The sequence below is a fragment of the Companilactobacillus paralimentarius DSM 13238 = JCM 10415 genome, assembly GCF_001434985.1.
Classification (GTDB): Bacteria; Bacillota; Bacilli; order Lactobacillales; family Lactobacillaceae; genus Companilactobacillus; species Companilactobacillus paralimentarius.
Genome location: NZ_AZES01000072.1, coordinates 1 through 12,458, shown reverse-complemented (window position 1 = coordinate 12,458; position 12,458 = coordinate 1). Strand labels below are relative to the sequence as shown.

Below are 12,458 nucleotides of genomic sequence, written 5' to 3'. Positions count from 1 at the left end.
TTTTTATTTTGAGCTTTTATTGAAAGTGGCTAACTTGATTATAAAATTCGCCAATTATTTTTTTCTATTTGATACTAAAAATGTTACACAACAATTCTAGCTCGGTATAATTTACTTTTGCAGACACTTTTGGCTTGATTGTAGGTTTGATTCTGGCTTAAGCTACGGTAAATTTGTAAAATATAATTACAATTAATGGAAGGGGATTGCGACGATGGATGATTTGTTTTACACACGATATTTAGATCATCTTAAATCGTATGTTCACCAGACACCTGAAAAAAAGGCAATTATATTGCTAGGATACATTCAAAGAGATTTTCTTCGATATTATCGTCGAGGTGACTTAATAGATGGATTTAAGTTTATAAAGGAAAACGTTAAAAGAAATGCTGACTTAATGAGGCATTTATCTATAACTCAAATAATTTCTCAAATCCACAGTTTTGTGGATGATTTGGCGCATGAGGGTATTCAAAATCATGTTGAGATTTATCCGTTTTTGGAACTACAACAGAAGTATCATAATTTATCCTTTTCAAGTCGTTTAGAGCCAACATTAGATATCATTTATTATGTTAATACCAATATTTATCATAAAGTAACCGTAAAGGATGTTTTGATTCACGCTAATCAGTATTGTAATCCAGCTAGAGCGCAAAGAGATTTCAAAGCTGAAATGAACATGTCAATAAGTGAATTTATTAGTGCTAAGAAGATCAGTACAGCACAGAAATTATTGAGAGAGACCGATGATTCGGTTCAAAAAATTGCTGAAAAATTGAAATTCTATGATTTGAATGATTTTTCCAAACAATTTAAAAGAAAAGTTGGAATATCTCCATTAATGTATCGTAAAAATAATTATCAGGAAGAAAACAAATAGGTAATTAATTTAAAAAGGAATCAATATGAAGTTTAAATTAGTTCTTTCTTAAACTTGATTGTAACTAAATACCAACTAATGAGGGTTCACAATTTTTTACTACTTGGTCCCTTAGTTCTAGTATTATCTGGTATTTTAGTGTTTTTAATCTACGAATATAGAAACCTTAAATCAAAAAAACGCCCTCCATTGAGTATTCAAGATATATTCTTTACTTGAATCTCTTAATAGAGGTCGCTTTTATTTTGTAAAAATTATTTCATCTAAATCTCCATAAGTAGTATGTTCAACTAATTCCTCATCAGTAGGTGTGAATCCAAACATTTCATAAAACGCTTGAGCAATCAGATTATCTTTCAAAACGATTAGATAAAATTTATTGAAGTCATTCTGTAAAATATTTAGAGCAGATTGGAAAAGTTTTTGACCAATGCCTTGATGTTGAAATTCAGGTAAGACATAAAGTGAATAGATTTCCCCGTAGCCAACATAATTTTTACGGCGTGCCGGTCCATAAGTACAGATGCCGACTATTTTTCCAGCAACGGTAGCGATTAAAGTATTGTTGATACGTTTTTCAGGATGCCAGATATCGGTTGTTAAGTGGTCCAAAAATGATTGTGGAACTATACCGATATAAGCGTAATTCCAAGTTTGATAATAGAGTTCTTGAATGGCTTTAAAATCAGTTTGTTGATTGGTTTTGACTATTTCAAAATTCATTTTAATCTCGACTTTCAACGGTAGTATTAACGCTTGCGAAGTTACTCAATTTTCCAACAACTAAACCTAGTACGAATCCGGCCAATGTTAATGTAACCCAACCTAATCCTAGATTTGCTAACGGAATATATTGATGATAATATCTTAAAGCTAATTTGACAAAAGTTAGGTTAGTGACAGCTGCGGGTGAGGCATTTAACATATCGAAGATAGCGGGTAGAATTGTGAATGCGATGGTCATTTTGTATACCACACCGGCATAAGGTTTAGCATGGACAGTTAAAGAAGTTAGAATCAAAGCCAGTGACAAAGGATATAGAAGCATCAACACTGGCAATGACCAAGCAATGATGTTATCGAGTCCAGCGTTAGCGACAATAAATGATAGAAAAGTTGTAACTCGCAACCATTCTAGATAACTAACTTTAGGGAATAATTTGTGAAAATCTTGTGAGAATGAAGCAACCAATCCCATAGCTGTGGTGAAAACTCCCAAAGTAACTAAAACACCGAGAAAAGCTGTTCCAAAGTTACCGAAATAATAGCTGACAATACTTGAGAGAGCATCCCCACCATTAGCTGACAATTTCATTTTGTTTAAACTAAAGGCACCTAACAATACTAAACCGAAATAAACTAAAATTTCTAAACTGATACTTAGAGAACCAGCTTTGGCAGTTAAACGAGACATTTCTTTATCTTTGTAACCTAGACCTCTGACTGCATGAACGAAGGTGACGCTTAAGGCTAATAGAGCAACGGCATCGATAGTATTGTAACCTTCGAGTAAACCATTGACTGAAGGATTAGTTTGATAAGCTGAGGTTGGCATATGGTTCAAACCACCCATAGGTTTTAGAAAGGCCACAACAAAAATGATTGCCAACAAAATTAAAAAGATAGTATTGAGATACTTTCCAACGTACTTTAATAATTGACTTTGATGTACCGTTAAAATATAAGCTAACCCAAAGAAGAGAGCGGTGAATAGGAACATACCGACAGTATTGAATTTTGCAGGTAAGAAGGGTTTGGCCGCCATTTCATAGGCCATAGCAGCAGTCCTTGGTGTTCCAAAGAATGGTCCAATTGTTAAATGAACAAGAACTAAAAAGATAGCAGCATAATATTTACCAACTGGGCGAGCCAAATCATAGAGGCCATCACTCTTGGTAACGACGACTGCTAAAATGGCTAGTAATGGAAATAATGAGCCGGAAACAGCAAATCCTAAAGCCGCTGGAAACCAGTTATTACCAGAAAGTTGTCCCAAGTGAATTGGGAAAATTAAATTACCCGATCCGAAGAACATTCCGAAGATCAATGAGCTAACAATTAACAGATGCCAAACCTTATGTTTAGGTTTAGTTTCCCCTGAAAAATTATAATTAAAATCATCTTGCATATGATACACGCTCCTTTTTGAATAATATAGATGGTCTGAAATGAAGGTTTTCTGGGTTGCCTTTAAATGTTTAAAATCAGTAAAAGCAAGGAATACGGGCATCTTTAGATGCCCCCATAACAGTCTCTAAAGTGGCAAAGCCACTAAGAGACTATAAAAAAAGAACCCTTCTCCAACTAAGGAAAAGGGCTCAAATAGAACGGTACCACCTTTTTGGGTATTCAAAGAATACTCACTCACTTAACGGACAATCATCCGCTAGCCTGATAATGGTGGCAACCACGAAAACCTACATTTCGGCCTCGAACTCAGAAATGATTTTCGAAATTCCTGTTACGGTCACTTTGCACTTAACGTGACTCACTTAGCGAATTCAGGATTCCTACTTTTTTCTTCAACGTTTAATGACTGTATTATAGGCATTCATAATTTGAATATCAAGTATTTTTCTAATTTTATTATAATTATTATAATTTATTGGGCGTGCGATTTAAGAAATGTTTGGCACCATCTATAACGTGAAAGTAGGTCGCTAACTTGAACATATCGGTATTTATACTCTTCAGAAAAGGCCATTCACGTAACGAACCCTTGATGACAGAATTGTTTTGTTCAATAAATTCTTGTCCAATTTTTTGTGGTTGATCATTAAAGGCTCCAGATTGATAAAGATAATTAGAATAATCAAAAAAATATTTAGCAGTTTGTGGATCATTAATGTTATTACGCAGAATTCTAGTTCTCAAGCGAATAAAACTGACACTGTTACGCAAGACTTGACGACTTGTATTAGAGCTGGATAGATAAGCAAAGAGTTGTTCAAAAAACTTTTGATAAGCGTGAACTTCACCACTATTTAAATAGGCTCTAGGATGGTTCTTGAATGGATATTTCCAGTTGCTTAAATTGTATTCCCATTTTTGACCGATCCAGATAGTAAATGGGAGTTCATAGAAGACTTGCGTCATGTCCTGTTCAAAAACTTCGTTAATAATTTGTGAGTAATCATGTGGCAAAAGCCGGTTAATTTGTCGACGTAATTCAGGAGTGATAAATTTTACGTTGTCATTATCATCTGTTAGTGCAAATAATTTTTTCCAAACATCATCGGAGAAAAGAGTTGGCTTAACATGTTGAATCAGTTTTAAATTAACTGGTGCAGAATTGAGTGTGTAGCCGGCATCAAAGCAGTAATCCATTAGTTGCAAAGTTTGCACAAAATGTCCGCCTAAAGAATGTCCTAAGCCGTAAATCAAAGTTTGTGAAGCAATATTGTCCTCAATATAACGCATAAAATCACGAGCAACATTGAGTTGGCTGAGATTCTTGTCGCTACCAACTAAAATGGCGTTGACATTGTAATCCCAGTCTTTATAAGTTTCCAGAACAGCTTTTTCAAAACGTTTACTACGAGAACTGACCGTATAATCGACATTGACCTCAGTTCCCTTGAAAGTAACGTAACATTCTTTTAATCCGTCGATAGAAATTTCAAAAGCGATTCCGGAGAAACCACATTCAGCTGCTTCGGGAATAATCTCACGCGCATCATAAGATTTTACATAATCTGGCATTCGATGCACTCGCGTATAAATAAGAAAACGTAAGTAATTTTCAGGCTTAAATTCCTCGTAGAGATAACGGTCGTAATCAAATTGAAGCAACTTTGTTCGAAAATCGTTATCATGCAATAATTCGCCAGCTTGATAAGGTTCTTTGCGTAATTCAATTGGTAAGAGGTGGTGAATTAAGAGAATTACGTAGATTTGATTCAAGTAACCATGGCAGAGATTGAGATTTTCATCTTCAATTTTGTCTATCAGTTGTTTGAGTTTGTTGATTTTTCTATCTCTAGAAGGGCGTTTTAATTTTTGCTTACTGTGATTTTCATCAATATTTTTAAGTTTTAAAGCTTTATCAATTAGTTGGGGATGAATCGTTTTATTTAAAGAAAATTCGGGAACACGTAAATCAATTACTTGATTTAAAAGTAGATTGGTCAGACGTGTTTTTTCTTTATTTAAGTAAGAATAACTAAATTGAAGACGTTTGTTTTTGGGCAAAAGTTGCTTGCTATCAGCTTTATTGAAAGTTAAAGGTAAGTCCTTGTGAGCACGGAAATTAAGTAAATCAATTTGTTCATAAACATGATTTAATCGGTTTAGAGTACTTAATAGTTCTTTCATTAAATCACCTCTCGTTACTCTTATTCTAACAAATTGTTGATATATAAGGAATTGAGAACCTTTTGGTCAAAAATGATTTTATTTTTAAAATTATTTCACATTTGTAGTACTTCAGACTTGTGCTATGTCACAAACGTGCTATAATATAGTTGTGGAGGTTGAGGATATGCGAATAGATATTAAATCATACTTAGAAGATAATCATTTAACAATTTATGTAATTTCAAAGAAAAGTGGGTATGGTTACACGACTTTGCATAAATCCTTTAATAAGAAACAATCTTCCGCCACACCGCTCAATTTGCGCGATATAGAGGCAATTGCCAAAGCGCAGGATACGGAAATGTGGAGAGTTCTGCGTGAATTGGAGTTGCATTATCTGAAGTGAGGAGGCTTTATATATATGGCAAGATCATTTTGGGACGACGATCCATTTAACGATAATATGGACGAAATATTTAATAGACTGATGAATCAACAAAACGGCAATTCACAAGCTAAGTATTATGTGAATGGTCATGAGTTGACTCCAGAAGAATTAGCAAAATATCAAGAGGCAAGAACTATAGGACAAAATATTCCAATTAGTGATAATAGTAAAAACAAAAAAGGTACCATTTTAGAAAAACTCGGCCGTAATTTAACTAAGGAAGCTCAACAAGGACTTCTTGATCCAGTTATTGGTCGTGACAAAGAGATTCAAGAAACAGCAGAAGTTTTAAGTCGTAGAACTAAGAATAATCCAATTTTAGTTGGTGATGCAGGTGTTGGTAAGACTGCGGTAGTTGAAGGTTTAGCACAAGCTATTGTAAAAGGTGACGTACCTGAAGCAATCAAGGATAAACAGATCATTTCGATTGATTTATCATCTCTTGAAGCTGGAACACAGTATCGTGGTTCATTCGAAGAAAATATTCAAAACTTGCTAAAAGAAGTTAAAAAAGCAGGCAATGTGGTCTTATTCTTCGATGAAATTCATCAAATTATCGGTGCTGGATCTTCTGGTTCCGATTCTGGTAGTAAAGGTTTAGCTGATATTATCAAGCCAGCCTTGAGCCGTGGAGAGATTTCTATTATTGGTGCAACCACACAAGATGAATATCGTAATACGATCATGAAAGACGCTGCTTTAGCAAGAAGATTCAATGACGTAACAATCAACGAACCAAGTAAAGAAGCAACATTGGCTATCTTGAAGGGATTGCGTAAAGCCTACGAAAATCATCATCATGTCAAATTACCAGATGAGGTTTTAAAGGCTGCTGTAGATTATTCAGTTCAATATATTCCTCAAAGATCCTTACCTGATAAGGCAATTGATTTGATTGATATGACTGCTGCTCATTTGGCAGCTAAAAATCCAGTTACTGATAAAGTAAGTTTGGAAAAATCATTGAAACAAGCTGAAAAAGATAAGGAAGAAGCAGCTAAAAAGGAAGATTATGAGAAGGCTGCTAGTTTGAAGAAACAAATTGAAGATCTTCAGGCTAAACTCGATAAGGGTGACGAACATTCTGATGAGCCAGTAGCAAAAGTTAACGATATTGCAGAATCAGTTCAAAGATTAACCGGTGTTCCTGTTTCTCAAATGGGTGCCAATGATATTGAGCACTTAAAGGGAATGGGTAAGAGATTAAAAGGCAAAGTCATTGGACAAGATGAAGCTGTAGATATGGTCGTACGTGCCATTCGTCGTAACCGTGCTGGTTTTGATGATGGAAATCGTCCAATTGGTAGTTTCTTATTTGTTGGACCTACTGGTGTTGGTAAGACTGAGCTAGTAAAACAGTTGGCTAAAGATATGTTTGGTAATAAGAATGCCATTGTCCGTTTGGATATGAGTGAGTATTCTGATTTAACCGCTGTATCTAAATTGATTGGTACATCTGCTGGTTATGTAGGTTATGAAGATAACGGCAATACTTTGACTGAAAAAGTACGTCGTAATCCATATTCCATCGTATTACTAGATGAAATTGAAAAAGCTAATCCACAAGTTTTAACATTGCTTCTACAAGTAATGGATGACGGTCGTTTAACTGACGGTCAAGGAAACGTAGTTGATTTCAAGAATACAATCATCATTGCAACTTCTAATGCTGGATTCAGTGATAATACTGATAAAGATAAGAAGTTAATGGATAAATTAGCACCATACTTCAAACCCGAATTCTTGAATAGATTCAATGGTATCGTTGAATTTACTCATCTATCCAAAGAAGATTTAAATCAAATCGTTGATTTAATGATTGATGATGTGAATACCAACTTGGCTAAGAAGAATATCACTTTGAAGATTACTCCTGAAGCTAAGGAATGGTTGATCGATGAAGGTTACGATGAAGCCATGGGTGCAAGACCATTACGTCGTGTTATTGAACAACAGATTAGAGATAAAGTTGCTGAATACTACCTCGATCATCTTGATGTAAAGAGTTTACAAGCCGATCTAGTTGATGGAACTATTAAAATTTCTGAAGTTAAATAATATAAAAAATTACCGTTACGAACGTTGTAACGGTAATTTTTTTTGTGTAGATTAGTAAATTAATGTTGAAATTTATTTTTAAAGTAACATTGACACGCCTTAATTAAAGCGCTATCATTTTACTTGAAATCAATAGTAATCAACTGGGATTGTTATAGTAATGTACATGAGCTACACAAAACCCACTTAACCTTTATATAGGGTTAGGTGGGCTTTTTTTATGGAATTTTATTAAAAGGGGTGATGGAATGAGAATAAAAAAGATTTTAAATAATAATGCCTTTATTACTCGAAATGAGAATCACCAAGAAATTATTGTTATTGGAAAGGCTATTGCTTACGGAAAACATTTTAATGATGAGATCGATGAAAATAAAATTTATAAAACCTTTGAACCGGTGAGTAAAGGTGATCGCAAGCTCATTTTGGATATGATTAATGATATTCCGGTTAGTTTCTTTCAAATAGCTAAAAGGATCGTTGATAAAGCTAATCAAGATAGCAAAATAAGGTTAACGGATAGCGTTTATATAGCCTTAACTGATCATATTTCCTCAAGTGTTGATAGAGCTAAAGAAGGCTTATTTTTAACTAACCAATTTTTATGGGAAATACGTAGTTACTACCCTAAAGAATATGATTTGGGAATGTGGGCAATAAAACTGATTGAACAAGAATGCCAAGTAAAATTACCAGAAGATGAGGCAGGATTTATTGCAATTCATATTATCAGTGGTGAGCTTGGGAATAGACTCGATGATTTCAGGGAAGTTATTAAATTTATAAAGAAAGTGACCAGCATTGTTACATATCAAATGTCTATTGATGTAGATAAAGAATCACTTGATTATAACCGTTTTGTAACGCATCTTAAATTTTTTTGGCAATATATGATGTACAAAAATGAAAAGAAGTCTATTGGTGATTTGAGTAATGATATGTTGAAGATAATTAAGGGGAAAAGGATTGAAGCTTATGAGTGTTCTTTGAAGATAAAAGAGTTTATTAAACAAACTTATAATTATGAACTTAATAATGAGGATTTATTATATATGACTATTCACATTGCAAGAATCACAGAAAATTCAGAGGAGAATTAAAATGGAATATGAAGCTATGAATAAAGAAATTATTCAAGGTGTTGGTGGAAAGAATAACATAAAATCGGTTGTTCATTGTGCTACTAGATTACGTTTCGTTTTAAAAAATGAATCTAAAGCAGATGATGAAAAAGTAAGAAATATACCAGGTATTTTACAACTAGTTAAAAAAGCAGGTCAATATCAGTTAGTTATTGGTAATAATGTAGAAGATGTCTATAACGAGCTAGCAGATATGTTAGATTTAGACGACGATTCAGACAATTTTGATAACTCTAAAGACGATCGTAATTTATTTGATAAAATTATAGGCACTATAACAGGTTCAATTGCACCAGCCATTCCGTTATTGGCTGGTGCTGGTATGGGAAAAGTATTGTTATTAGTTTTAACATTATCAGGTCTCTTGTCAGAAAAAAGTCAAACTTATATTATGCTGAATTTAATTTTTGATACTGGATATTATTTTATGCCAGCATTTATTGGTTTTTCTGCAGCAAAAATATTCAAAACAAATCAATTTTTAGGAGCATTCATAGGTTTGGTAACTGTAAATCCTAATTGGGTAGCTCTAGTAGCAGCTGGAAAACCTGTTCAATTTTTAGGAATGCCAGTTAACTTGGTTTCTTATTCAGCAACATTGATTCCCGCTATTCTTTCGGTTTGGATTATGTCTTACATAGAAAAATTTGTTAAGAAGATAACACCGGGCATGATTAAGGTGTTCGCTGAACCGATGCTAATTATGCTTATAACGGCACCACTTACTTTTCTTGTTATCGGACCTATTGCTAATTTGATTTCAGTTGGTATTGCAAATGTAAGCATGTTCTTATACAACAATGCTGGATTCGTTGCTATTCCCGTTTTGGCTGCATTGTACCCATGGTTGGTATCAATTGGAATTCATAAGGCATTGAGTCCAATTAGTATTCAATTAGTTGCAACTCAAGGGTTTGATCCAATCATCAGAGTCGTTGCCTTATGTTCAAATATGTCACAAGCGGCTGCTTCATTAGCCGTTGGATTGAAGACAAAGAATAAACAACTTAGAGGATTAGCATTATCATCAAGTGTTACAGCCTATTTGGGTGGTATTACTGAACCAGCAATGTTTGGTGTCAATTTGAAGCTTAAAAAACCAATGTATGGAGCTATGATTGGTGGTGCGGTTGCTGGTTTATTTGCAGGACTTATGAAAATGAAAGCTTTTGTCTATGTAACTCCAGGATTATTAAGCTTACCAATGTGGGTATCAAAAACCGAGAATTACGTTCTTTTAGCTGTTGCGACCATTACTATTTCGAGTGTAGCCACATTTATCGCCACATGGTTAATTGGATTTGAGGATCCTGTTAGCGATAAAGATGCAAAGGTGAAAAAAGATAAAGCTGATAAAATGATTACAGAAAAACATACAATTAAAAGTCCAGTTATGGGTAAAGCAATTCCATTGAGTCAAGTGAATGATGAGACATTTTCTAGTGGCATTATGGGTAAAGGAATTGCAATTATTCCGAGTGAAGGTAAAGTATTTGCACCAACGAATGGAGTGGTATCCGCTGTATTTGAAACTAGTCACGCTATTGGAGTTCATTTAAGCAATGATGCAGATCTATTAATTCATATTGGAATTGATACTGTCGAGTTGAAAGGAAAATATTTTAAGACTTTAGTAAATAAAGGGGAAGAATTTCATGCAGGACAGGAATTATTGGAATTCGATATAGATGGTATAAAAGACGCAGGCTATGATCCAACGGTAATGGTTATTGTACTAAATAGTAAAGATTTCTTGGAAGTATTACCTATACCAGAGTCAAAAAATAAAGTAACAATCAGTAATGATCTATTAATGCTGGCATAATGGAGGTCTTTATGAAATATTATCATACGAATACAAATTTTCTTTGGGGAGTTGCGACTGCCGCCAATCAAGTAGAAGGTGGTTGGAATGAGGATGGAAAAGGTATGTCTATCGCCGATTGTCTTAGATATCGTCCTCAAATTGATATAAGGGATTATAAATCCGTAAATTCTATGGATAGTGAGGAAATAAAAAGAGCCCTTCGAGATAATTCAACAAAGGGATGGGCTAAGCGACATGGTGTTGATTTTTATCATAATTATCGTGAGGATATTCGACAATTGGCAGAAACAGGAATCAATACTTATAGATTTTCTATAGCCTGGTCTCGAATATTTCCTAATGGAGATGATTCTAAACCTAATAAAGCGGGATTAGATTATTACTTAAACTTAGTCAAAGAATTAGCTAAATATGATATTGAACCAGTAGTAACATTGTCTCATTACGAGATGCCATTAAATTTAGTTTTGAACTATGATGCTTGGTATGATCGTAAGTTGATTAGCTTTTTTGAAAAATTTGCGGATACTGTGATTGATTATTTGCACGAATACGTAAAGTATTGGATTCCAATTAATGAAATCGATAGTATAATTAGACATCCATTTTCATCTGCAGGATTGGTAGAGGATCGTTTCCAAAATAAAAATTTCAGTAACGTTATTTATCAGTCTATGCACCACCAATTTGTGGCCGCCGCAAGGGTAGTTCAGTATTGCCATAATAATTATCCAAACATGAAGGTTGGATGTATGGTAACTAGAACTATGGTTTATCCATACAATAGTGATCCACAAAATGTACTTCAGGCCTCTAAAGTGATGAGAGATGTTTATGCTTTTAGTGATATTCAAGTTAGAGGAAAGTATCCAAATTTTCTTTTGAAACAATTAGAAGAAAAGAACATTCGCTTAAAAATGGAATCAACAGATGAAGAAGATTTGAAGAAAGGATCTGCAGACTTTGTCGCGTTTAGTTATTATTCTTCGGTTTGCACAGCGTATGATGTTACAGGATTAAAAGTAACAAAAGCTAACAGAACAATGGGAGTTTATAACAAATATTTGCCTGAAAGTGATTGGGGATGGCAAATTGACCCGATAGGTTTGAGGTTATCACTGATTGATTTGTACGATAGATATCAAAAGCCATTGTTTATTGTAGAAAATGGTTTGGGAGCGGTAGATGAGCTGGCATCGGATGGAAGTGTACATGATGATTATCGAATAGATTATCTCAGTAAACATATCAAGCAAATGTTGATTTCATTAACTCAGGATGGAATTGAACTGATGGGATATTGTATTTGGGGAACGACTGACATGATTTCTGCATCTTCGAATCAGATATCTAAAAGATATGGATTAATATATGTTGATTTAGATGATGAGGGTAATGGAAGTTATAAGAGATATAAAAAAGATAGTTTCTATTGGTATAAGAAATTATTGTCGTTTGGAAGTGAGATACCGTTTTCTTTTTTTAAAACTACAAATGTTAGTGTAGAAGAAGTTTCATTGAAAATTAGATAGTAAAAAAATCGTTACGAAATTAAAGTCGTAACGATTTCGAAAATTTCAATAACAAGTTAGCCACTTGGACAAAATAAATTGAATCCAAGTGATATCAGTATTTGAAGTTTATAAATATGTCTTTAAGCGCCACAGGAACTAGCAAAGAGTTCTTGTGGCGTTTTATAGTTCAATAACTTTCTAGGCATATTGTTGAGCTTAAATTCTATGTCTTGGATTGAAGTCAATATTTGAGACAGGTTTTAAGAGACATTCAGAACCGCGTTTA

The 12,458-nt window shown here is 33.9% G+C and carries 9 protein-coding genes; 6 read left to right on the top strand and 3 right to left on the bottom strand.

Annotation, left to right across the window (positions count from 1 at the left end; all coding sequences use genetic code 11):
• The first annotated feature begins 214 nt into the window (after nucleotides 1-214).
• Nucleotides 215-886 carry a helix-turn-helix domain-containing protein gene (locus FD33_RS06825; RefSeq protein ID WP_025086372.1) on the top strand — a complete coding sequence of 224 codons (672 nt, stop codon included), beginning with the start codon at nucleotides 215-217 and terminating at the stop codon, nucleotides 884-886.
• 240 nt (nucleotides 887-1,126) lie between these two features.
• On the opposite strand, the gene FD33_RS06820 is transcribed toward FD33_RS06825, so the two are convergent.
• The 3 genes from FD33_RS06820 to FD33_RS06810 all read right to left on the bottom strand — a co-directional run bounded on the left by FD33_RS06820 (nucleotide 1,127) and on the right by FD33_RS06810 (nucleotide 5,200).
• On the bottom strand, nucleotides 1,127-1,609 hold the full coding sequence (locus FD33_RS06820; protein ID WP_034544539.1) for a GNAT family N-acetyltransferase: 483 nt from the start codon (nucleotides 1,607-1,609) through the stop codon (nucleotides 1,127-1,129).
• Nucleotide 1,610: 1 nt separating this feature from the next.
• Complete coding sequence (gene brnQ, locus FD33_RS06815; protein WP_034544540.1) at nucleotides 1,611-3,014, bottom strand: branched-chain amino acid transport system II carrier protein; 1,404 nt, start codon at nucleotides 3,012-3,014, stop codon at nucleotides 1,611-1,613.
• A gap of 467 nt (nucleotides 3,015-3,481) precedes the next feature.
• Entirely contained in the window at nucleotides 3,482-5,200 is a 1,719-nt protein-coding gene (locus FD33_RS06810; protein WP_056955863.1) for a DUF6792 domain-containing protein, read from the bottom strand.
• 166 nt (nucleotides 5,201-5,366) lie between these two features.
• Between FD33_RS06810 and FD33_RS06805 the strand changes: the two genes are divergently transcribed.
• From FD33_RS06805 to FD33_RS06785, 5 genes are all read left to right on the top strand, one after another.
• The gene (locus FD33_RS06805) at nucleotides 5,367-5,588 is read left to right on the top strand and encodes a hypothetical protein (RefSeq protein ID WP_025086046.1); all 222 of its coding nucleotides are present in this window, start codon (nucleotides 5,367-5,369) and stop codon (nucleotides 5,586-5,588) included.
• Between the two features lie 15 nt (nucleotides 5,589-5,603).
• Nucleotides 5,604-7,688 carry an ATP-dependent Clp protease ATP-binding subunit gene (locus FD33_RS06800; RefSeq protein ID WP_025086045.1) on the top strand — a complete coding sequence of 695 codons (2,085 nt, stop codon included), beginning with the start codon at nucleotides 5,604-5,606 and terminating at the stop codon, nucleotides 7,686-7,688.
• A 248-nt stretch (nucleotides 7,689-7,936) separates the two neighbouring features.
• A complete protein-coding gene (gene licT, locus FD33_RS06795) occupies nucleotides 7,937-8,788 on the top strand; it encodes a BglG family transcription antiterminator LicT (RefSeq protein ID WP_025086044.1) in 852 nt (283 codons plus the stop codon).
• Nucleotide 8,789: 1 nt separating this feature from the next.
• Nucleotides 8,790-10,655 carry a PTS beta-glucoside transporter subunit IIBCA gene (locus tag FD33_RS06790; protein WP_025086043.1) on the top strand — a complete coding sequence of 622 codons (1,866 nt, stop codon included), beginning with the start codon at nucleotides 8,790-8,792 and terminating at the stop codon, nucleotides 10,653-10,655.
• A gap of 11 nt (nucleotides 10,656-10,666) precedes the next feature.
• On the top strand, nucleotides 10,667-12,190 hold the full coding sequence (locus tag FD33_RS06785) for a glycoside hydrolase family 1 protein (protein ID WP_025086042.1): 1,524 nt from the start codon (nucleotides 10,667-10,669) through the stop codon (nucleotides 12,188-12,190).
• Nucleotides 12,191-12,458 lie beyond the last annotated feature (268 nt).

What these genes read in the sequence shown, in the direction of transcription:
- FD33_RS06805 (WP_025086046.1), top strand. Translation starts at nt 5,367, where the DNA reads ATGCGAATAGATATTAAATCATACTTAGAAGATAATCATTTAACAATT.
- FD33_RS06825 (WP_025086372.1), top strand. Translation starts at nt 215, where the DNA reads ATGGATGATTTGTTTTACACACGATATTTAGATCATCTTAAATCGTAT.
- FD33_RS06790 (WP_025086043.1), top strand. Translation starts at nt 8,790, where the DNA reads ATGGAATATGAAGCTATGAATAAAGAAATTATTCAAGGTGTTGGTGGA.
- FD33_RS06820 (WP_034544539.1), bottom strand. Translation starts at nt 1,609, where the DNA reads ATGAATTTTGAAATAGTCAAAACCAATCAACAAACTGATTTTAAAGCC.
- FD33_RS06810 (WP_056955863.1), bottom strand. Translation starts at nt 5,200, where the DNA reads ATGAAAGAACTATTAAGTACTCTAAACCGATTAAATCATGTTTATGAA.
- licT (WP_025086044.1), top strand. Translation starts at nt 7,937, where the DNA reads ATGAGAATAAAAAAGATTTTAAATAATAATGCCTTTATTACTCGAAAT.
- FD33_RS06785 (WP_025086042.1), top strand. Translation starts at nt 10,667, where the DNA reads ATGAAATATTATCATACGAATACAAATTTTCTTTGGGGAGTTGCGACT.
- brnQ (WP_034544540.1), bottom strand. Translation starts at nt 3,014, where the DNA reads ATGCAAGATGATTTTAATTATAATTTTTCAGGGGAAACTAAACCTAAA.
- FD33_RS06800 (WP_025086045.1), top strand. Translation starts at nt 5,604, where the DNA reads ATGGCAAGATCATTTTGGGACGACGATCCATTTAACGATAATATGGAC.